Here is a 23,864-nt window from a genome sequence, read left to right on the forward strand (position 1 = left end):
AGTCGCGAAAGCCACTTTCGGGACGTCCAGCGTCGCGAAAGTGGCTTTCGCGACACGCCCCGGCAGCACGGGGCCGACGGCCGGCACCCTGAAAGAGTCCCTTGTGGACGGTCCGGCCGAGAATGTTCGCCCGTGCCCCCTCGTGGACATCGACCCGATTCAGCACGATTGAACTCGCCGACTTCGTTGTGAGAGGGATGCCCAAATGGAAGTAATGTTGCGCTTCGGGGCGTCGCCCAAGAGCGATGACGACCCCGATCCCTGGTCGAACCGGGTCCGCCCCGGGACGGTGCGCAGAGTCCTCGCGTACTTCCGTCCGCACGTCGGCAAGGTGGCGGTCTTCGTCCTCATCGCCGCGATGGAGGCGTTCGTCGTCGTCGCGACTCCGTTGCTGATGAAGGAACTCATCGACGGCGGCATCCTCAAGAACGACTTCGGTGTCGTGATCTTGATGGCCGTCTTCACCGCGGGACTGGCCGTGGCGGGCGCGTTGTTGTCGCTGATGTCGGCGTACGTCTCGGCGAAGATCGGCGAGGGCGTCACCTACGACCTCCGGGTGCAGGCGCTCGATCACGTTCGCCGGTTGCCGATCGCCTTCTTCACCCGCACGCAGACCGGCGTGCTGGTCGGCAGGCTGCACACCGAACTGATCATGGCGCAGCAGGCGTTCGGTCATCTGCTGATGGCGGCGACCAGTGTGGTCACGGTCCTGCTGGTGCTGGCCGAGCTGTTCTACCTGTCCTGGCTCGTCGCCGTCGTGACGCTGGTGCTGGTGCCGCTGTTCGTCGTGCCCTGGATCTGGGTGGGGCGGATCATCCAGCGGCGCACCGGGACGCTGATGGAGACGAACGCCGGCCTCGGCGGGCTGCTCCACGAGCGGTTCAACGTCCAGGGCGCGATGCTCTCCAAGCTCTTCGGCCGCCCGGACGAAGAGATGGCCGATTACCGCGCCCGCGCCGGGAAGATCCGCAAGATCGGCGTGAGCATCTCCATCTGGGCCCGGATGTCCTTCGCCATGATGGCGCTGATGGCGTCGGTCGCCACGGCGGTCGTCTACGGGGTCGGCGGCGGGCTCGTGATCGAGGGGGCGTTCCAGCTCGGGACGCTCATCGCGATCGCCACCCTGCTGGGACGGCTGTTCGGGCCGATCACGCAGCTGTCCGGCTTGCAGGAGACCGCGCAGACGGTCGTGGTGAGCTTCTCCCGGATCTTCGAGCTGCTCGATCTCAAGCCGCTGATCCAGGAGCGCCCGGACGCGAAGGAACTCGAGAAGAACGCGGCGCCGGGCATCGAGTTCGACGACGTGGTGTTCCGCTATCCCACCGCGGACGAGGTCTCGCTGGCGTCGCTCGAACACCTGCGGACCAAGCGGGAGAACGGGGACAAGACGGCGGACGTCCTGCGCGGCATCAGCTTCGAGGCCCCCGCCGGCACCCTCACCGCGCTCGTCGGCCCGTCCGGTGCGGGCAAGAGCACCATCACGCACCTGGTTTCCCGGCTGTACGACCCGAACGGCGGCGCGGTCCGCTTCGACGGGCACGATCTGCGCGACCTGAGCTTCGACTCGATCCGCGGCACGGTCGGCGTGGTCAGCCAGGACGCGTACCTCTTCCACGACACGATCCGGGAGAACCTGCTCTACGCCCGCCCGGACGCCACCGAGGACGAGCTGATCGAAGCCTGCAAGGGCGCGCAGATCTGGGATCTGATCCAGTCGCTGCCGCGCGGCTTCGACACCGTCACGGGTGATCGCGGCTACCGCATGTCGGGTGGGGAGAAGCAGCGGCTGGCCATCGCGCGTCTGCTGCTGAAGGCGCCGACGGTCGTCGTGCTCGACGAAGCCACCGCGCATCTGGACTCCGAGTCGGAGGCCGCCGTGCAGCGGGCGCTCAAGACCGCGCTGCGCAGCCGGACGTCGCTGGTGATCGCGCACCGGTTGTCCACGATCCGCGAGGCAGACCAGATCCTCGTGATCGACGGCGGAACGGTTCGTGAACGCGGCACGCATGACGAGTTGCTGGCCAAGGGCGGGCTGTATTCGGAGCTCTACCACACGCAGTTCGCCAGGCCGGAGAACGACTTGGCCAAGCCGGAACCCGAGGAAGACGAGTTCGACGAAGAGCCGGAACCGCTGGACACCGTGGTCTACGGAGGATGACGATGAGTTCCGCAGCGCAGGCCGCACCGACGGTGCTCGACCTTTTCGCCCGGCAGGTGGGCCGGGCACCCGGCGCGGTGGCCGTGGCCGACGGGGAGCGGATCCTCACCTACCGGGAACTCGACGACCTCGCGGGCAGGCTGGCCGCGAGGTTGATCGGCCGGGGCGCCGGCCTCGGCGGACGGGTCGCGGTCATGCTGGACCGCTCGGCGGAGCTGCTGGTGGCGCTGCTCGCCGTCTGGAAGGCGGGCGCGGCGTACGTACCGGTGGACGCTTCGTATCCCGCGCCGCGCGTGGCGTTCATGGTGGCGGATTCGGGTGCGTCGCTGATGCTGTGCTCGGCCGTGACGCGCGATCGCGTCCCGGACGGGACCGAGTCGCTGGTCGTCACGGACGAAGCGGAAAGCACAGTCGGCGCCCCGGTTGTCCCGGCGGGCCCGGAAGACCTGGCGTACGTGATGTACACGTCCGGCTCGACGGGCACTCCGAAGGGTGTGGCGGTCCCGCATTCCAGCGTCGCGGAACTGGTGGGGAATCCCGGCTGGGGGATGGAACCCGACGACGCGGTGCTCATGCACGCGCCGCATTCCTTCGACGCGTCCCTGTGCGAGATCTGGGTGCCGCTGGTGTCCGGTGCCCGGGTGGTGATCGCCGAGCCGGGGCCCGTGGACGCGCGGCGGCTGCGGGAGGCGGTCGCGGCCGGGGTGACGCGGGCGCATCTGACCGCGGGCAGTTTCCGTGCGGTGGCGGAGGAAGCGCCGGAGTCGTTCGCGGGGCTGCGCGAGATCCTGACCGGCGGGGACCTGGTGCCCGCGCACGCGGTGGAGCGCGTCCGGAAGGCCGCGCCCGGCGCGCGGATCCGGCATCTGTACGGGCCGACGGAAACGACGCTGTGCGCCACGTGGCACGTGCTCGAACCACACGACGAGCCGGTTTCGGTGCTGCCGATCGGCCGTCCGCTGCCCGGCCGCGAGGCCTGGGTGCTCGACGGAACGCTGCGGCCGGTGGCGCCGGACGTGGTCGGCGACCTCTACCTTTCCGGTGCCGGTCTGGCCGACGGTTATCTCGACCGGCCGGGGCTGACGGCGGAGCGATTCGTGGCGGATCCGTTCGCGCCCGGCAAGCGGATGTACCGGACCGGCGATCTGGCGAAGTGGACACCGGACGGTGAGTTGCTCTTCGCGGGCCGCGTCGACGACCAGGTGAAGATCCGCGGGTTCCGCATCGAACCCGGTGAGGTCGAAGCCGCGATGACCGCGCAGCCGGACGTCCACGAGGCCGTCGTGGTGCCGATCGACGGCCGCCTGATCGGTTACGTGGTGGCGGACGTGGATCCGGCTCTCGTTCGCGAGCGGCTCGCGGCGGTGCTGCCCGAATACCTGGTCCCGGCCGTGGTGATGACGGTCGGCGCGCTGCCGCTGACCGGCAACGGCAAGGTGGACCGGGCGGCGTTGCCCGCACCCGAGTTCACCGCGAAGGCCGGCGGCCGCGAGCCCGCCACCGAGGCGGAGCGTGTCCTCTGTGGACTGTTCGCCGAGGTGCTCGGCACGGACCGGGCCGGGGTCGACGACGGTTTCTTCGAACTGGGCGGGGACTCGATCCTCGCGGTGCGCGTGGCGGCCCGTGCGGCCAAAGCCGGCCTGCTGGTGACGCCCGCGCAGGTCTTCGGGGAGCAGACCCCCGCGCGGCTGGCCGCCGCGGCGAGCGCCGTCCAAGCCGAAAAGCCCGCGGACGGCCCCCTGATCGAGCTGACCCCGGAAGACGAGGCGGAACTGGCGGCCGCGGTGCCGGACGCCGTGGAGGTCTGGCCGCTGGCGCCGCTCCAGGCGGGACTGCTCTTCCAGACGACCCTCGACGACCAGGGTCCCGACATCTATCAGACCCAGTGGATCGTGGAGCTGACCGGCCCGCTGGACGTGGCCAGGCTGCGATCGGTGTGGGAAGCGGTCTTCGCCCGGCACGCCGAGCTTCGGCTCACCTTCCACCGGCTCGCGTCGGGCAAGGCGGTGCAGGCCGTCGCCGGTCACGTCGACCTGCCGTGGCGCGAGGTCGATCTGACCGGTGCGAGCGATGTCGAAGAGGCCGTCAAGGCGCTGTCCGCCGAGGAACAGCGGGACCGGTTCGATCTCGCCAAGGCGCCGTTGTTCCGGCTCGTGCTGATCCGGGCCGGCGAAGACCGGCACCGGCTGCTGGTCGTCAACCACCACATCCTGACCGACGGCTGGTCGGTGGCGGTCATCCTCAACGAGGTCTCGGAGGCGTACACAGCCGATGGCCGGTTCCCGGACCGGACGGCCGCCTCGTATCGCGACTATCTGGCTTGGTTGGACAAGCAGGACAAGGACTCGGCCCGCGCGGCGTGGCAGGCTGAACTGTCCGACATCGACGTGCCCGCGCTGGTCGCCAAGTCGGACACCGCGCTCGCCTACGACTACCGCGTCACCCACCTTTCGCCGGAGCTCTACACCCGGCTGACCGATTTCGCCCGTGACCACGGGCTGACGCTGAACACGGTGGTGCAGGGCGCGTGGGCGCTCGTGCTGGCGCGGCTCGCGCGGCGGACCGACGTGGTGTTCGGCACCACGGTCGCCTGCCGTCCCGCCGAACTCCCCGGCGTCGAATCGATGCCGGGGCTCATGATGAACACGATCCCGGTGCGGGTCTCGCTGGACGGCGGGCAACCGGTCGTGGACATGCTCGCCGCGCTCCAGCGCCGTCAGGTGGCCTTGATGCCGCATCAGCATCTGGGGCTGACGGAGATCCAGAAGACGGCCGGACCCGGCGCGATGTTCGACACGCTGCTGGTGTTCGAGAACTATCCGCGGGACTTCGCCGACCAGTTCACTTATCTCGGCACGGTCGAAGGAACCCACTACCCGGTGACCGTCGGGGTCATCCCGGGGGAGCGGTTCCGGATCCAGTTCGCTTATTGGCGCGGGCAGATCGACGAAGCCGTCGCCGACGGGGTGCTGGACTGGTTCGTCGGTGCCCTCGGCGCGGTGGTCGAGGATCCGTCCGCTCTCGTCGGGCGGACTGATCTGGGCGAGATCCCGTTGCCGCGCTGGGAACCCGCGTTGCTCGACGGCGAGCCGTTGCCGTCGCTGATCGGGCGGATGGCGGCCGAACGGCCGGACGCCGTGGCGGTCTCCGACGGCGAGGGCGATCTGACCTACGCGGAACTGTGGGAGCGGGCGACGAAGTTCGGCGCCGTCCTGCGGGCCGCCGGGGTCGGGCGGGAGCGCCGGATCGGGCTGGTGGCCGGACGGTCCGCGTGGTGGCTGATCGGGATGCTGGGCGTGTCACTGGCGGGCGGCGTCTTCGTCCCGGTGGACCCCGCGTACCCGGCCGAGCGCGTGAAGCTGATCTTCGGCAGCGCGGATCCGATGCTGGTGGTGTGCCAGGGAAAGACCCGCGGAGCGGTGCCGGAGGAGTTCGCGGACCGGGTCGTCGTGCTCGACGAACTGGACCTGGCGGACGCTCCGAGCGCGGTCCTGCCGCGTGTCGGCATGCGTGACGCGGCGTACGTGATCTACACGTCGGGGTCGACGGGAACGCCGAAGGGCGTCATCGTCACCTACTCGGGCCTGGGCAACCTGGCGATGGCGCATATCGAACGCCTCGCCGTGACACCGTCGTCCCGTGTCCTGCAGTTCGCGGCGCTCGGCTTCGACACCATCGTCTCCGAGGTGATGATGGCGTTGCTTTCGGGAGCGACGCTGGTGATGCCGCCGGACGAGGATCTGCCGCCGCAGGCTTCGCTGAGCGACACGCTCGAACGGTGGGACGTCACGCATGTGAAGGCCCCGCCGTCCGTGCTGGCCACCGTCGACGTGTTCCCGGACGGGGTCGAAACGGTGACCGCTGCGGGTGAACTCTGCCCGCCGGGTCTGGTCGACCGGCTGTCGGCCGACCGCCGGATGCTCAACGCCTACGGGCCCACCGAGACCACGATCTGCGCGACCGTGAGCATGCCGCTCGCGCCGCACGGAGAGGTGATCCCGTTCGGCGGGCCGATCGCCGGTGTCCGCGGTTATCTGCTGGACGCGTTCCTGCGCCCGCTGCCGCACGGGGTCGTCGGTGAGCTGTACCTGGCCGGGATCGGGGTGGCACGGGGCTATCTGGGGCGCGCGGCGCTGACGTCCGAGCGTTTCGTCGCCGATCCGTTCGTCGCCGGTGAGCGCATGTACCGGACGGGTGATCTGGCGTACTGGACGGATCAGGGGGAGCTGGTGTCCGCCGGCCGGGCCGACGACCAGGTCAAGATCCGCGGGTTCCGCGTCGAGCCGCGTGAGATCGAGTTCGCGCTGTCCAACCATCCTCAGGTCACGCAGGCCACGGTGACCGTTCGCGAGGGGCGGTTGGTCGCCTACGTGTCGCCGGGTGACGTCGACCCGGAGGAGCTGCGGAAGGGTCTCGCGGAGCGGATGCCCGCGTACATGGTGCCCGCGGCCGTGCTGGCGCTGGACGTCCTGCCGCTGACGCCGCACGGCAAGATCGACCGGAAGGCGTTGCCCGAGCCGGACTTTTCGTCGAAGACGGCCGGCCGGGAGCCCGCCACCGACGCCGAGCGGATCCTGTGCGAGGTGTTCGCCGAGGTGCTCGGGCTGGCGCGGGTCGGGGTCGAGGACAGCTTCTTCGAGCTGGGCGGGGACTCGATCTCGTCGATGCAGGTCGCTTCCCGCGCGCGCCGCGACGGTCTCTCGCTGACCCCGCGCCAGGTGTTCGAGCACCGGACGCCCGAACGGCTCGCGCAGCTGGTGGCGCTGGTTCCCCAGCAGGATCCGGGCAGATCCACCGATGGCATCGGTGAAGTGGCGTTGACGCCGGTGATGCGGTTGTTCGGCGACGGTGTCGCGGCTCCGCGTTTCGCGCAGTGGATGGTGCTGGGCGCTCCCGCGGACCTGACGGACGAGACACTGTCCGCGGGCCTGGCGGCGGTGCTGGACACGCACGACATGCTGCGAGCACGGGTGGTCGACGGACGGCTGGTGGTCGGCGAGCGCGGCTCGGCCGGGACCTTCACCCGCGTGAAGGTCGAAGGCGGCTCGCTGGCCGAAGCCGCCGGTGAAGCGGCGCGGGAAGCCGTCGGACGGCTGGATCCGGCCGCGGGCGTGGTCGTCCAAATCGTGTGGTTGGACGCCGGACATGATCGCGTCGGCCGGTTGGTCGTGGCGGCGCACCACCTCGTCGTCGACGGGGTTTCGTGGCGTGTCCTGGCGTCCGACCTGCGAGCGGCGTGCGAAGCGGCGGCGGCGGGACGGAAACCGGAACTGGAGCCGGTGGGTGTGTCGTTCCGCCGTTGGGTGGGCCTGCTGGAGGAGTGGGCGGTTTCCGCCGAACGGGTCGCTGAACTCCCTGCGTGGCAAGCGATCCTCGGCCAACGGGAGCAGCCTGAGCGCGCCCCGGCGGGGAAGGTGCGGTCGCGGTCGTGGGTGGTGCCTTCGGCCGAGACGTCGGTGCTGGCCGGGCGCGCCCCGGTGGTGTTCCACTGCGGGGTGCACGAGGTCCTGCTCGCCGGGCTCGCGGGAGCGGTGGCCCGATGGGGCGAGCGGGACACGGTTCTCGTGGACGTGGAAGGCCATGGCCGTCATCCAGCCGAGGGAATGGACCTGTCCAGGACGGTCGGCTGGTTCACCAGCACGCATCCTGTGCGCCTCGACGTCTCCGGGATCGACCTCGCCGGTGTGGTGGCCGGTGATTCGTCGGCCGGGACGTTGTTGAAGGTGGTCAAGGAACAGTCGCGCGCGGTGCCCGGCGACGGGCTCGGCTACGGGCTGCTGCGTTATCTCAACGGCGAGACCGAGCCGGCCCTGGCGGCGCTGCCGTCGGCGCGGATCGGGTTCAACTACCTCGGCCGGTTCGTCGCCGGTGACGAGAACGACGTGCGGGCTTGGCAGCAGGCGGGCGAGATCGGCGGCTCGATGGACGCGAACACCCCGGTGCCGCACGGCCTGGACGTCAACGCGATCGTCCAGGATCTGCCGGACGGGCCGGAACTGATCCTCATGCTCGAATGGTCGGACGAGTCGTTCGACGAAGCCGCGATCGAACGACTCGTCCGCGAACTGCTGGATGTGTTGTCCGGACTGGCTTCCCAGGCGGAAGACCCCGCGGCGGGCGGGCACACCGCATCCGATTTCGGTCTCCTCGAACTGGACCAGGACGAGATCGAGAGCTTCGAAGCACTAGCAGCGGAACTCAGCGAAGGCCGGGCATCGTGAACACTTCGACCACTTCTGGATCGGCACTGGCGGAAGTCTGGCCGCTCTCACCCATGCAGGCGGGAATGCTCTATCACGCCTCCTTGGACGACGAGGCGCCGGACATCCACCTCATCCAGCAGTCGCAGATCATCGACGGACCCCTGGACACGGAACGATTCCGGAGATCCTGGGAGATCGTCGTCGGCAGGCACGCGGCGCTGCGGGCGAGCTTCCAGCGGCGGAAGAACGGCGAGACGATCCAGCTCATTCCCCGGGACGTCAAACTTCCCTGGGCCGAGCGTGATCTGTCCGATCTTTCCGAGGAAGACGCGCTGGCCGAGGCGAGCGTGATCGCGGAGAAGGAACGCGCCACGCGGTTCGACCTCACGCGGCCGCCGCTGCTGCGGCTGATGCTGATCCGGCTCGGCAAGGACAAACACTGCCTGGTGACCACGAGCCATCACCTGCTCATCGACGGATGGTCGCGGGCGATCATCGAGGCGGATCTCCTCGAGGTCTACGCGGCGGGCGGCGTCGGGACGCGGCTGCGGCCCCCGGGTTCGTACGGGAACTACCTGGCCTGGCTGGGTAAGCAGGACAAGGAGGCCGCCAAGGCGGCGTGGCGCGCGGAGCTGGACGGTGCCGACGGATCGGCGCTCGGACTGCCCGAAACCCCCGGCAGGGCCCCGGGGCTGCCCGCGAGCGAAGTGGTCCGCCACCCGCCGGAGTTCACCTCCGCGCTGGCCGACTTCGCGCGCGGCCACGGGCTGACGTTCAACACGCTCATCCAAGGGGCCTGGTCGCTGGTGCTCGCGAGGCTGGCACGCCGTCGTGACGTGGTGTTCGGCGCGGTCGTCTCCGGGCGGCCCGCCGAGCTGCCGGGCGCGGAGCGGACCGTGGGGCTGTTCATCAACACCGTGCCCGTGCGCGTGTGGTTGGACGGTGGGCAGTCCGTGCTCGGGATGCTCACGGACCTGCAGGGCAGGCAGTCCGAGATGATGGCGCACCACCATCTCGGCCTGCCGGAGATCCAGAAGCTGGGCGAGGCGGGTTTCGACACGATCGTCGTGTTCGAGAACTACGCCGACCCGGCGACCGGCTCGCCGTCCGAGCTCAGCCTGACTTTGCGTGACTTCAACCAGGCGACGCCGTACGCGATCACGCTGGGCGTCATGCCGGGCGAGAGCCTTGAGATCGAACTGCAGTATCACGCGGACGTCGTCGCCGATTCCGTCGCCAAGTCGGCGCTGGACGGGCTCACTTTGGTGCTGGAGCGGATGATCGCGGAGCCGGGGACGGCGGTCGGCAGGCTGGACGTGCTGGACGACGCCGGCCGCGCGCTGGTGGTCGGGCGCTGGAACGAAACGGACGACACGGTGGACGCGCCGTCGGCCGTGGAACTGTTCCGCCGTCAGGTGGAACGGACCCCGCGGGCGACGGCGATCGTGGCCGCGGACCGGGAGTGGTCGTTCGAGGAACTCGACGAATGGTCCGGCAAGCTCGCTTCGGTCCTGACCGCCCGTGGTGTGCGCCGGGGCGACTGCGTCGGTGTCGCGGTGGAACGGTCGGCGGAACTGCTGGCGGCCTGGCTCGCGGTGTGGAAGGCCGGCGCGGTGTACGTGCCGATCGATCCGGACTATCCGGCGGACCGCGTCGCGTTCATGCTGGAGGATTCCTCGGCCGCCGCGGTGGTGTGCCGGGCCGCGACCTCGACGTCCGCCGGTTGTCCGCGGATCCTCGTGGACGATCCGGTCGAGGGCGAGGCTTCCGTGGTCCCCGTGGGGGCGAACGATCTCGCGTACGTGATGTACACGTCCGGATCGACCGGGACGCCGAAGGGCGTGGCCGTCTCGCACGGCGGCGTCGCGGCACTGCTGGGCTACCGGGTGTGGGACCTCCACCCGGGTGACGCGGTGCTGATGCACGCGCCGCACACGTTCGACCCGGCGTTGTACGAGGTGTGGGTGCCGCTCGTGGCCGGCGCGCGGGTGATCCTGGCCGGACCGGGCGTGATCGACGCGGACCGGCTCGCCGGTTACGCGGCGGACGGGCTCACCTCGGTGAACTTCACCGCCGGGCAGTTCCGCGCGCTGGTACAGGAGAAACCCGATTGCTTCGCGGGGTTGCGGTACTTCCAGACGGGCGGGGACGTGGTGCCGCTCGGCGCGGTCGAACGGGTGCGGCAGGCGTGTCCGGACCTGCGGGTCCTGCACACGTACGGCCCGACGGAAACCACCTTCTGCGCGTCGTGGAAGGTCATCCAGCCGGGTGACGAGCTGGGGTCGACGCTGCCGATCGGCAAACCACATCCGGGACGGCGGCTGTACGTACTCGACGTCTTCCTGCGGCCGCTGCCGCCGGGCGTCGCGGGCGACCTGTACATCGCGGGCGCCGGGGTGGCGCACGGATACCTCGGCCGCACCGCGCTGACGGCCGAACGATTCGTCGCCGATCCCTTCACCCCCGGCGAACGGATGTACCGCACCGGAGACCTGGCGTACTGGAACGACGAGGGCGAACTGGTCTTCGCCGGACGGGCCGACACCCAGGTCAAGATCCGCGGCTATCGCGTGGAACCGGGCGAGGTCGAGGCGGTACTGGCGGACCAGCCGGGCGTCGACCAGGCCGTGGTCGCGGTCCGCGACGGACGACTCATCGGCTACATCGTGTCCGCCGCCGGAGCCGATCCGGTGCGGCTGCGCGACCGGATCGCCGGGCTGCTGCCGGAGTACATGGTGCCGTCGGTGGTGATGGCGCTGGCCGCGCTGCCGGTGAACGCGAACGGCAAGGTCGAGCGGAAAGCGTTGCCGGATCCGGATTTCAGCGGGCACATCGCCGGCAGGGAACCGGTCACGGAGATCGAACGGCTGCTGTGCGAACTCTTCGCCGAAATGCTCGGCCTGCCACGGGTCGGCGCGGACGACAGTTTCTTCGAACTGGGCGGGGATTCGATCGTTTCGATGCAGCTGGCCGCCAGGGCCCGGCGCGACGGGATGACCTTCGGCGCGAAAGAGGTGTTCGAGTACCGGACACCGGCGGGGCTCGCGTCGTTCGTCGAACTGGGCGAGGAGCCGGACGAGATCCCGGCGGCGCGAAAGCCCGCGTCCGACTTCGAACTGGTCGACATGGGGCAGGACGAAATCGAGGAACTCGAGTCGGAGTTCGGCTCGGTGTAGGTGCGCCCCCTTTTTTTTGGTCCGGCCCAGTGCGCCCAATGTGGCATTGGGGACGCTCAATGTCCCCAATGCCACATTGGGCGCACGCATTTGGCCCGAAAACGCGCCCGTTGGACATGTTGTTCGCGCGGACCCTTCGGGTGACGATTCTGCGGGGGGACAGGCCGCATTCGACGTCGGCGCCTCGGCTTCGCGCAGGGGAACCCGAGCTTGGTTCGCCGAAGAACTTCGCTGATCGAGGGAGATATTGATGGCTCAGTCGCGGATCGAGGACATCTGGCCGCTGTCGCCGTTGCAGGCAGGGCTGGTCTTCCACGCGGTCTACGACGGTGAAGGGCTCGACGTCTACATTGGACATTGGGTTCTGGAGCTCGACGGTCCGGTGGACGCGGGCAGGCTCCGCGCGGCGTGGGAGGCCTTGCTGGCCCGGCACGCTTCGCTGCGGGCTTGTTTCCGGCAGCGTAAATCCGGTGAGACCGTGCAGATCATCGCCAGGCAGGTGGAACTGCCGTGGCGCGAGATCGATCTTTCCCAGGTCGAAAACTCCGATGACCGCACAGCAGCGGTGCGGGAGCTGGCGGAGGAGGACCGGACGAAGCGGTTCGACCTCGCGACGGCGCCGTTGCTGCGGCTGACGTTGATCCGGCTCGGCGACGACAGGCACCGCCTGGTGGTCACCTGCCATCACGCGATCATGGACGCCTGGTCGCTGCCCATCGTGTTCGACGAGTTGTCGGCGCTGTACGCGGCGGCGGAGCTGCCGGAAGTGACGCCGTACCGCGAATATCTCGCGTGGCTGAGCCGCCAGGACAAGACCAAGGCGCTTTCGGCCTGGACAAAGGAACTGGGGGACCTGGAGGCGCAGACGCTGGTGGCGCCCGCCGATCCGGGACGTGCGCCCGGGATCCCCGAGAGTGTCACGGTCGAGCTTCCCCCGGCTCTCACGCGATCGCTGGAGGAGCTGGCCCGCGGTAACGGCCTGACGCTGAACACGGTGGTGCAGGGCGCGTGGGCGCTGGTGCTGGGGCAGCTGACCGGCCGGACCGACGTCGTGTTCGGCGCGGTCGTCTCGGCGCGCCCGCCGGATCTGCCCGGCGTGGAGGGGATGGTGGGGCTGTTCCTCAACACCGTCCCGGTGCGCGCGCGGCTGCGTGGTGCGGCGCCGGTCGTCGAGATGCTGGCGGAGGTGCAGCAACGGCAGTCGGCGCTGATTCCCGAGCAGTTCGTCGGGCTGGCGGACATCCAGCAGGCGGCCGGACCCGGCGCGAGCTTCGACACCTTGATCGTCTTCGAGAACTTCCCCCGCGAGCTCGGCGGACCGGATTCCGCCGCTCCCTTCGGCATTCGCGTCAACCAGGGCCAGGAAGCCGCCCACTATCCGCTGACGCTGGTCGCCGTCCCCGGCGAGTCGATGCTCGTCAAACTCGACTACTTGACGGATCTTTACGATGAGGCCGCCGCGCTCGCCATCGTGGAGCGGTTCACCGGAGTGCTGCGTCAGCTGTCGGCCGATCTCACCGTCGCCGACATCGATGTGACGAGCGCGGCCGAGCGCGAAAGGGTCGGGCAGTGGGGTGTCTCGGCTGAGCCGACACCGGACGTCCTGGCGCCGGATCTGTTCTCGCGTCAGGACGAAAGCGCGGTCGCGGTCGTCGCCGGTGACGAGACGCTGTCGTACGGCGAGCTGGTCGAGCGCGCCGAGCGGCTCGCGGGTTACTTGAGCGGCGAGGGAGTCCGGCGCGGCGATCGGGTCGCCGTGGTGATGGACCGGTCACCCGACTTGATCGCGACGCTGCTCGCGGTGTGGAAGGCGGGCGCGGCGTACATACCGCTGGATCCCGCGTATCCGGCGGAACGCGTGAAGTTCATGCTGGCGGACGCGGAGCCGGCCGCGGTGGTGTGCACGGAAGCGCATCGGGCCGCCGTGCTGGACGGCGGTCTCGCACCGATCGTCCTCGACGATCCGGAGACCCGCCGGGCGGTCGCGGAGTCGGCCCGGTTGTCGATCGGTGCGACGGCACAGGATGTCGCGTACGTGATGTACACGTCGGGCTCGACCGGCACGCCGAAGGGTGTCGCGGTGTCGCACGGCAACGTCGCGGCGCTGGTCGGCGAACCGGGCTGGGATGTCGGCCCGGACGACGCCGTGCTGATGCACGCCTCGCACGCTTTCGACATCTCCCTGTTCGAGATGTGGGTGCCGCTGCTGTCGGGCGCGCGGCTGGTGCTGGCCGGTTCGGGTGTCGTGGACGGTGAGGCGCTGGCCGGGTACGTCGCTGCCGGGGTCACGGCCGCGCACCTGACGGCCGGGAGTTTCCGGGTGCTGGCCGAGGAAGCACCGGAGTCGGTCGCGGGCCTGCGCGAGGTGCTGACCGGCGGCGACGCGGTGCCGCCCGCGGCGGTGGAGCGGGTGCGGCGGACGTGCCCGGACGTGCGGGTGCGGCATCTCTACGGGCCCACCGAGGCCACGCTGTGCGCGACGTGGTGGCTGCTCGAACCCGGCGACGACATGGGTTCGGTGCTGCCGATCGGCCGTCCGCTCGCGGGACGGCGGGTCTACGTCCTCGACGCGTTCCTGCGGCCGGTGCCCGCGGGGCTGCCCGGCGAGCTGTACGTCGCCGGAGCCGGTGTCGCGCAGGGATATCTGGGACGTTCGGTGCTGACGGCCGAGCGGTTCGTCGCCGATCCCTTCGCGCCTGGCGAGCGTATGTACCGGACAGGGGACCTGGCGTACTGGACGGACGAGGGCGCGCTGGCGTTCGCCGGTCGCGCCGACGACCAGGTGAAGATCCGCGGCTACCGGGTGGAGCCCGGGGAGATCGAGGTGGCGCTCGCCGCGCTGCCCGGCGTCGCGCAGGCCGTGGTGCTCGCCCGTGATGAGCACCTGATCGGCTACGTGGTCGCCGAAGCAGGACAGGACGTCGACGCGGAGCGGCTGAGCGGACAGCTCGCCGACACGCTGCCCGAGTTCATGATCCCGGCCGCGATGCTGGTGCTGGACGAGCTGCCGCTGACCGTCAACGGCAAGGTGGACCGCCAGGCGCTGCCCGAACCGGACTTCTCCTCGAAGGCGGCCGGCCGCGAGCCGTCGACCGAGGACGAACGAGTCCTTTGTGGAGTGTTCGCCGAGGTGCTCGGGCTGGAGCGGGTCGGCGTCGAGGACAGCTTCTTCGAGCTGGGCGGTGACTCGATCTCGTCGATGCAGGTGGCGGCCCGCGCCCGGCGTGAAGGGATCTCCCTGACGCCGCGGCTGGTGTTCGAGCACCGGACCCCCGAACGGTTGGCCGCGCTGGCCAAGGAAGACCGGCCGACACTCTCCACAATGGACAGCGGGGTCGGCGAGATCCCGATGACGCCGGTGATGCTCGCCCTCGGTGAGAACGCCGTGCGACCCGGCTTCGCGCAAGCCAGGGTCCTCGTGACCCCGCCGGGATTCGACCAGGACGCGCTGGTGAAAGCCCTGCAAGCCGTGCTGGACACCCACGATCTGCTGCGGGCACGGGTGGAATCGGGGCGGCTGATCGTGCCCGAGCCGGGTGCGGTGGACGCTGCCGCCTTGGTGACGCGGGTGGTCGCCGAGAACCTGGACGAGGCCGCCGAACGCGAGGTCCGGGCGGCGACGGGCAGGCTGGACCCGGCGGCCGGGACCATGCTGCGCGCGGTGTGGATCGACTCCCCGGAAACCGGGCAGGGCCGGTTGGCGCTGGTGGCGCATCATCTGGCCGTCGACGCGGTCTCGTGGGGAATCATCCTGCCGGATCTCCGTTCCGCCTACGAAGACGCGGCGCTCGAACCGGTGGCGACGTCGTACCGGCAGTGGGCGCGGAGGCTGGCCGAGCAGGCCCGCAGTGAGCGCACCGTGGCCGAGACCGAACGCTGGATCGCTCTCCTCGACGGCGCGGAACCGGCCGTGGAACTGAGCCCGGGGAAGACGCACTCGTGGTCTTCGACGCTGTCCGGCGACGTGGCGAACGACCTGCTGACCCGGCTGCCCGGAGCCTTCCACTGCGGGATCCAAGACGTCCTGCTGGCGGGTCTCGCCGGAGCGGTGACGCGGTTGCGCGGGACCGGCGGCGCACTGCTGGTGGACGTCGAAGGCCACGGCCGCGAGGCCGCCGACGGCGAGGATCTGCTGCGCACCGTGGGCTGGTTCACGAGTGTGCATCCGGTCCGCTTCGAAGTCGCCGCGGGACAGCTGCTGAAGACCGCCAAGGAACAGATCCGCGCCGTACCCGGTGACGGACTCGGCTACGGGCTGCTGCGCTACCTCAACCCCGACACCGGAGCCAGGCTCGCCGCGTTGCCGTCCGCGCAGATCGGCTTCAACTATCTCGGCAGGACAAGCCTTTCCGCCAAGGACCGGGCGTGGCAGCCGGCGGGCGAAGGGCCGCTCGGCGGTGGCCCGGACATGATCCTGGCCCACCCGGTGGAGGTCGGCGCGGAGGTCCAGGACACGCCGGACGGGCCCCGGCTGGGGCTCGCCATCGACGGCCGGGATCTCGACCCCGCCACGGTGGAACGTCTCGGCGAGGCCTGGCTGGAAGCGCTGACCGGCCTCGCCGCCGATCCCGCCGCGGGCGGGCACACGCCCTCCGACTTCGCGCTCGCCGAGGTGACGCAGCAGGACGTCACCGAGCTGGAAGCCGCGACGCCGGGGCTGACGGACATCTGGCCGCTTTCCCCGCTCCAGGAAGGCATGCTCTTCGAACGGGCCGTCGCCGATGACGGCGTCGACGTCTACCAGAGCCAGCGGATCCTGGACCTCGACGGGCCGCTCGACGCGGACCGGTTGCGGGCCGCGTGGAACCGGGTGGTCGCCCGGCACGAAACGCTGCGGACGGGTTTCCACCAGCTGGGCTCCGGCGAGCCGGTGCAGGTCGTCGCGGCCGAGGCCGAAATCCCTTGGCGTACGGTCGATCTGTCGCATGTCGGGGAGACGGACGCGGCCGCGGAGATCGAACGCCTGCTCGCCGAGGACCAGGCGCGGCGGTTCGACGTGACCAAAGCTCCCCTGCTGCGGCTGATGCTGATCAAGCTCAGCCCGGTGCGGCACCGCTTCGTGCTGACGTCACACCACGTCCTTCTCGACGGCTGGTCCACGCCGCTCGTCCTGGGCGAGGTGTCGATCGCGTACGCGGGCGGGCAAAGCCCCTCGAAGTCACCGTCCTATAAGGACTATCTGACGTGGCTGAGCCGCCAGGACGAGCAGGCGACGCGGGCGGCGTGGCAGGCCGAACTCGCCGGCGCCGACGAACCGACCGTGGTGGACGCCGACGCGGACAAGGCGATGGTCGTCCCGGGTGAGCACGCCGAGTGGCTGCCCGAGGCGGCCACACGAGCCCTCACCGGCTTCGCGCGCGGTCACGGTCTGACGTTGAGCACGATCGTGCAGGGCGCGTGGGCGCTGGTGTTGTCGCGGTTGGCGGGCCGGACCGACGTCGTCTTCGGGACGGTCGTGTCCGGGCGTCCCGCGGAGGTGCCGGACGTGGAACAGATGGTGGGGATGTTCATCAACACCGTCCCGGTCCGCGTGCGTCTCGACGGCGACCTGCCGGTGCAGGAAATGCTCCAGGACCTGCAGACCCGCCAGTCGGCGTTGACCGAGCACCAGTACCTGGGGCTGTCGCAGGTACAGCGGGCGGCCGGGCCGGGCGCGGTCTTCGACACCATCGTGATGATCGAGAACTATCCGCACGACGCCGCCGGTCTCGGCGACGACGGCGGGGTTTCGATCAGCTCGGTCGTGACCAGGACCGGCACCGGCTATCCGCTGACCATGAGCGTCTCGCCGGGGAAGACCCTGCAGATCCGCGTGGCCTACCGGCCCGACCGGATCGACGAGGGGACGGCGGCCGAGGTCGCCAGGCAGGTCGTGCGGGTACTGGAGCGGGTGTCGACGGAGGCGTCGCTTCCCGTGGGCCGTCTCGGCGTGACGAGTGAACCGGCGCGCGTTTCCGTGGTGGAGCGGTGGAACGCGACGGGCGAGGCGACGTCCGGGACCACGGTGCCGGAGTTGTTCCGGCGCACGGCCGGGAAATCTCCGGACGCGGTGGCTGTCGTCGATGGGGAACGCACGCTGTCCTATGCCGGGCTGGACCGGGAATCGGACCGGCTGGCCGGGTACCTGGCCGCACGGGGTGTGCGGCGCGGTGACCGCGTCGGCGTCGTGCTGGAACGCGGCGCGGATCTGCTCGTCGCGCTGCTCGCGGTCTGGAAGGCCGGGGCCGCGCAGGTCCCGGTGAACGTCGGCTATCCGGCGGAGCGGATCGAGCGGATGCTGGCCGATTCCGGTGCGGAGCTGGCGATCTGCGTGGCGGCGAGCCGCGGCTCGGTGCCGGAGGGCGTCGAGCCGGTGGTCATGGACACGGTTCCGTCGCACGAGGCGCCGCCGGTCTCCGTCGGCGTGCACGACACGGCTTACGTGATGTACACGTCGGGATCGACCGGCGTGCCCAAGGGTGTCGCGGTGCCGCATGGCAGTGTCGCGGCGCTGGCGGGTGACCCGGGCTGGTCGCAGGGCCCCGGCGATCGCGTACTGCTGCACGCTTCGCACGCTTTCGACGCGTCGCTGGTCGAGATCTGGGTGCCGCTGGTGAGCGGGGCCACCGTGGTGGTCGCGGAACCGGGCGCGGTCGACGCGCAGCGGGTGCGGGAAGCGGTCGAACGCGGCGTCACCACCCTTCACCTGACCGCCGGGACTTTCCGTGTGGTGGCCGAGGAAGCACCGGAATCCTTCACCGGTCTGCGGGAAATCCTGACCGGTGGCGACGCGGTGCCGCTCGCCTCCGTCGAACGGATGCGCCGCGCCTGCCCGGACGTCCGCTTCCGCCAGCTGTACGGCCCCACCGAGATCACCCTGTGCGCCACCTGGCTCGTCCTCGAACCCGGCGCCGAAACGGGCAGTGTCCTGCCGATCGGCGGACCGCTGGCCGGCCGGAAGGCGTACGTGCTCGACGCCTTCCTCCAGCCGGTGGCGCCGGGCGTGACCGGCGAGCTGTACCTCGCCGGTGCCGGTCTGGCGCACGGCTATCTGGGCGCCGCAAGCGCGACCGCGCAGCGGTTCGTCGCGAGCCCGTTCGCGGCCGGTGAGCGCATGTACCGGACCGGGGACCTCGCGCGCTGGACGGACGACGGCGAGTTGCTGTTCGGCGGCCGAGCCGATTCCCAGGTGAAGATCCGCGGCTACCGCGTCGAACCGGGCGAGATCGAGGCGGCGCTGACCGCGCTGCCCGACGTCGCGCAGGCGGTCGTGGTGGCGCGGGAAGAACGCCCCGGCGAGAAGCGGCTGATCGCCTACGTCACCGCGGAATCGGGACAGGCACTGGAACCCGACGCCGTCCGCACGAGGCTCGCGGAACGGCTGCCGGAGTTCATGGTGCCCGCCGTCGTGCTGGTGCTGGACACGTTCCCGTTGACGCTCAACGGAAAGATCGACCGCGCCGCACTGCCCGCGCCCGAATTCGCCGGGAAGCCGGCCGGTCGCGAGCCGCGGACCGAGGCCGAACGGGTACTGACCGATCTGTTCGCCGAAATCCTCGGCCTGGACCGGGTCGGCGCGGACGACAGCTTCTTCGAACTGGGCGGCGACTCGATCCTTTCGATGCGGTTGGCCGCCCGTGCCCGGCGCGAGGACTTCGTCTTCGGGGCGAAGCAGGTCTTCGAGCAGAAGACTCCCGCGGGGATCGCGGCGGTCGCCGAACGAGGCGTGCTTCAGGCAGAGGTCGCCGACGGCGTCGGCGAGGTGCCGTGGACGCCCGTCGTGCGGGCGCTGCTCGAACGCGACCCCGGCGCGATGGCGCGGGGCGCGCTGGCGCAGTGGGTGACCGCCGGCGTGCCCGGCGACCTGACTGAAACGAAGCTGACGGCCGGGCTGCGTGCGGTGATCGACACCCATGACCTGCTGCGGAGCCGGGTCACCGAGTCGGGCTTGGTCGTGGCCGAGCGGGGAACCGTCGACGCGGCGACCTTGCTTCAGCGAGTCGAGGCGGGCGACGGCGACCTGGACGAGATCGCGGACCGCCACGCTCACGAAGCCGCCGGACGGCTGGACCCCGTCGCGGGCGTGATGCTCCAGGCGGTGTGGGTGGACGCGGGACCCGGTCGCGTGGGACGGCTCGTGCTGGCCGCCCATCACCTCGCGGTCGACGTGGTGTCGTGGCGTGTCCTGCTGGCGGATCTTCAAGCGGCCTGCGAGCAACCGGTGCTCGATCCGCCGCCCGTCTCGTTCCGGCGCTGGGCGCGGACGCTGGCAGGCCAGGCGGCGTCGCGGACCGGGGAACTGGAGCTGTGGAAGGAGATCCTCGACGGCGCGCAGGCGCGGATCGGTGAACTCGATCCCCGGCGCGACACCATCGCGACCTCCGGACGCAAGTCGTGGACCTTGCCGCGGGATCGCGCGAGCGTGCTCGTCGAGAAGGCCACCACGGCCTTCCACTGCGGTGTCCACGAGGTCCTGCTGGCCACCCTCGCCGGGGCGGTGACCCGCTGGCGCGGCGGCACCGCCGTCGTGGTGGACGTCGAAGGCCACGGCCGCCAGCCGCTCGAAGACATGGACCTTTCGCGGACGCTCGGCTGGTTCACCGATGTCCATCCGCTGAGGTTGGACACCGCCGGGGCGGACACACCTGGTCGCTTGCTGAAGCAGGTCAAGGAGAACGTGCGAGCGGTGCCCGACGGCGGGCTCGGCTACGGGATCCTGCGGTATCTCGACGACGAGACCGGGAAGGTGCTCGCGGCGCTGCCGTCGCCGGAGATCGGGTTCAACTACCTCGGGCGGTTCTCGCCCCGGCCCGGCGGCGACGCGGAACCCTGGCAGCTGGCCGGGACCATCGGCGGCACGGCGGAAGACGACCTGCCGCTGCGGCACGCCGTCGAGATCGACGCGGTCGTGCTCGACGGTGCGGCCGGGCCGGAGTTCACGCTGACCGTCACCTGGGCGGAACGGCTGCTCGGGGAAGCCGACGCGGAGGCGCTCGGCCAGGCATGGCTGGACATGCTGACCGGCCTCGCCGTCCACGCCGACAGTGGCGCGGGAGGACACACGCCGTCGGACTTCCCGCTGATCACGCTGACCCAGCGGGAAGTGGCGGACGTCGAAGCCCTCGTCCCGAGCCTGCACGACATCTGGCCGCTTTCCCCGCTCCAGGAAGGGTTGCTGTTCCACGCGGTCGACGAGCGCGGCCCGGACGTCTACGCGGGTATCCGCGACATCATCCTCGACGGACCGCTCGACGTCGCCCGGTTCCGCGCGTCGTGGCAGACCTTGCTCGACCGGCATCCCGCGCTGCGGGCGGGTTTCCACCGCCTCGGCTCCGGTACCGCCGTCCAGGCCGTCGTCCGCGACGTTCCGGTGCCGTGGCGGGAAACCGACCTTTCGCACCTGCCCGAGGACGAGGCGCTGGCGGAATTCGAGCGGCTCTCGGCCGAGTCCCATGCCGAGCGGTTCGACCTGGCCAAGGCACCGCTGCTGCACCTGCACCTGGTGCGTTTCACCGACCGCAGGCACCGGCTGGTGCTCCGGTCGCATCACATCTCGGCCGACGGCTGGTCCCTTCCGATCTTCCTCGGCGAGGTGATGGCGGCGTACGAATCCGGCGCTGACGGCCGGACGCTTCCCGCACCGACGTCGTACCGGGACTACCTCGCCTGGCTTTCCCGTCAGGACAAGGCAGCCGCGAAAGAGGCGTGGCGGACGGAGCTGGCCGGGCTCGACGAGGCGACCCACGTCGTTTCGCCGGACACGATCGCCGTGCCCATCGAGCCGGACCGCGTCCGCTTCGAGCTCGATGACGACCTCAGCGGCTGCCTGATGGAGTTCACACGGCGGCACGGCGTCACGACGAACACGCTTTTCCAAGGGGTGTGGGCACTTCTGCTCGCGCGGCTGACCGGTCGCGACGACGTGGTCTTCGGGACCACGGTGGCCGGACGGCCGGTCGAGATCCCCGGCGTCGAATCGGCGGTCGGCCTGTTCATGAACATGCTGCCGGTGCGCGCCCGGCTCGTCGGCGCCCAGCCGTTCCTCGACATGCTCGCGGATCTGCAGGCACGCCAGGTCGCGTTGATGCCGCATCAGCACGTCGGACTGACCGAGATCAACCAGCTCGCCGGTCCCGGCGCCGCCTTCGACACGATCGTGGTGTTCGAGAACTACCCGCCGCCGCCCCCGCCGTCCGACGATCCCGACGTGCTCGCCCTGCGACCGGCGGGGATCCCGGACGACACCGGGCACTATCCGCTGTCCATCCGCGCTTCCGAAGGCGGCGGCGTGCACGGCGAGGTCATCTACCGGCCGGACGTGTTCGACCGGGACCGGATCGACGAGATCGTCGCTTCGATCATCCGGGCGCTCGACCAGGTCGTGACCGAACCGCGGGTGCCGGTGGGGCGGGTCGCCCTGATCGGGCCGGAGCAGCGCCGTCTCGTGGTGGACGAGTGGAACCGGACCGAGGTGCCGTTCGACGCCGAGGCCCTGCCGGTGTTGTTCCGCCGCCAGGTGGAGCGTTCTCGCGACGCCGTGGCGATCGAAGACGCTAAGCGGACGCTGACCTTCGGCGAGTTGCTCGGCGAGGTCGAAACCCTGGCGCGGCTGCTCGTCGGGCTCGGCGTCCGGCGGGAGACCCGGGTCGGTGTGCTGGTCGAACGTTCGGCCGAACTCGTGGTGACCACGATGGGCGTGACGTTCGCGGGCGGCGCGTTCGTCCCGGTCGACCCGGACTATCCGGCCGAGCGGATCGAGCTGATGCTGACGAGTTCGGCCCCGCAGGTCCTGGTGTGCACGGCGGCGACCCGGGCGGTCGTGCCGGAGAGGTTCGACGGCGAGATCCTGCTGCTGGACGACCTTCCCGCCGCCGATCCGGCGACCGTGCTGCCGCCGGTGAAGCCGACCGACGCGGCGTACGTGATCTACACGTCCGGATCGACCGGAGTGCCGAAGGGCGTCCAGGTCACCCACTCCGGGCTCGGGAACCTGGCGACAGCGCATATCGAACGCCTTGGCGTGACGTCGTCCTCGCGGGTCCTGCAGTTGTCCGCGATCGGTTTCGACGCCATCGTTTCGGAGCTGTACATGTCTTTGCTGGCCGGCGCGACCTTGGTGCTGGCCGACGCGGAGACCATGCCACCCCGGGTGACGTTGGGCGACGCGCTGCGCCGGTGGGGGATCACCCATCTCACGGTGTCGCCGAGTGTGCTGGCGGTCGAGGACGACCTGCCGGACACCCTTCGCGGCGTGCTGACCGGCGGCGAAGTGTGCCCGCCCGCGCTGGTCGACCGCTGGTCGCCTGGCCGCCGGTTCATCAACGCGTACGGCCCGACCGAGACGACGATCTGCTCGACCATGAGCGCCCCGTTGTCGCCGGGACACGAGGTGGTCCCGCTCGGCGGCCCGATCCGGAACGTGCAGCACTACATCCTCGACGCGTACCTGCAACCGGTGCCGCCGGGAGTGGCGGGCGAGCTCTACATCGCCGGAGCCGGCCTCGCCCGCGGGTACCTGGGACGGCCGGGGCTGACGTCGGAACGGTTCGTCGCCGACCCGTTCTCGCCGGGCGAGCGCATGTACCGCTCGGGCGACCGGTTCCGCTGGGCACCCGACGGCGAGCTGATCTTCGTCGGCCGGGTCGACGCGCAGGTCAAGGTACGCGGCTACCGGGTCGAACCGGCGGAGATCGAGACCGTGCTGGCCGAACATCCGGGCGTCGCCCAAATCGCCGTCGCCGTCCACCGGGACGGGCCGGGCGACAAACGGCTGGTGGCCTACGCCGTGCCGTCGGACGGCACCGACGACGGTGCGCTGACCACCGCGCTGCGGGAACTGGCCGCCGAACGGCTGCCGGAGTACATGATGCCCGCGGCGTTCGTGGCGCTGGAGAAGATGCCGCTCACCCCGAACGGCAAGCTCGACACGCGGGCGCTCCAGGCACCCGACTTCTCCGGTCTGTCGTCCAAACGGAACCCGCGCACGGCCATGGAAGCGAGGCTGTGCGGGCTGTTCGCCGAAGTGCTCGGCCTGGAACAGGTCGGACCGGACGACAGCTTCTTCGAACTCGGCGGCGACTCGATCATCTCGATGCAGCTGTCGGCGCGCGCCCGCCGCGAAGGGCTGGAACTGAGCCCGTGGCAGGTGTTCGAAGAGAAGACACCGGAACGGCTGGCGACGCTCGTCAAGGAGATCCCGGCCGAAGGCGAGACCACCCCGGAACCGGAACCCGCCGGGGGCTCGCTCGTCGCCCTTTCCGCCGACCAGCTGGACCAGCTCGAGGCCGGGTTCTCGTGATCAGACACCGCACTCACGTGCTTGGAGGCGTAACTCACGTGCTTGGAGGC

The 23,864-nt window shown here is 70.4% G+C and carries 4 protein-coding genes; all 4 read left to right on the plus strand.

Translation table 11 applies throughout. The features are described from left to right. Positions 1-205 precede the first annotated feature (205 nt). The 4 genes from ACIHAO_RS18325 (at position 206) to ACIHAO_RS18340 (ending at position 23,814) form a co-directional block, all read left to right on the plus strand. Positions 206-2,158, plus strand: a complete 1,953-nt coding sequence (locus tag ACIHAO_RS18325; RefSeq protein ID WP_396559225.1) for an ABC transporter ATP-binding protein — start codon at positions 206-208, stop codon at positions 2,156-2,158. A 2-nt stretch (positions 2,159-2,160) separates the two neighbouring features. Continuing rightward, positions 2,161-8,379: an amino acid adenylation domain-containing protein gene (locus tag ACIHAO_RS18330; protein ID WP_396559227.1), complete on the plus strand. Its 6,219-nt coding sequence runs from the start codon at positions 2,161-2,163 to the stop codon at positions 8,377-8,379. Next, complete coding sequence (locus ACIHAO_RS18335; RefSeq protein ID WP_396559229.1) at positions 8,376-11,537, plus strand: amino acid adenylation domain-containing protein; 3,162 nt, start codon at positions 8,376-8,378, stop codon at positions 11,535-11,537. The genes ACIHAO_RS18330 and ACIHAO_RS18335 overlap by 4 nt, the downstream gene beginning before the upstream one ends. Positions 11,538-11,787: 250 nt before the next feature. After that, on the plus strand, positions 11,788-23,814 hold the full coding sequence (locus ACIHAO_RS18340; protein ID WP_396559231.1) for an amino acid adenylation domain-containing protein: 12,027 nt from the start codon (positions 11,788-11,790) through the stop codon (positions 23,812-23,814). Positions 23,815-23,864: the final 50 nt, after the last annotated feature.

This window comes from Amycolatopsis sp. NPDC052450 (assembly GCF_044547565.1).
In the GTDB taxonomy this organism is placed as follows: domain Bacteria; phylum Actinomycetota; class Actinomycetes; order Mycobacteriales; family Pseudonocardiaceae; genus Amycolatopsis.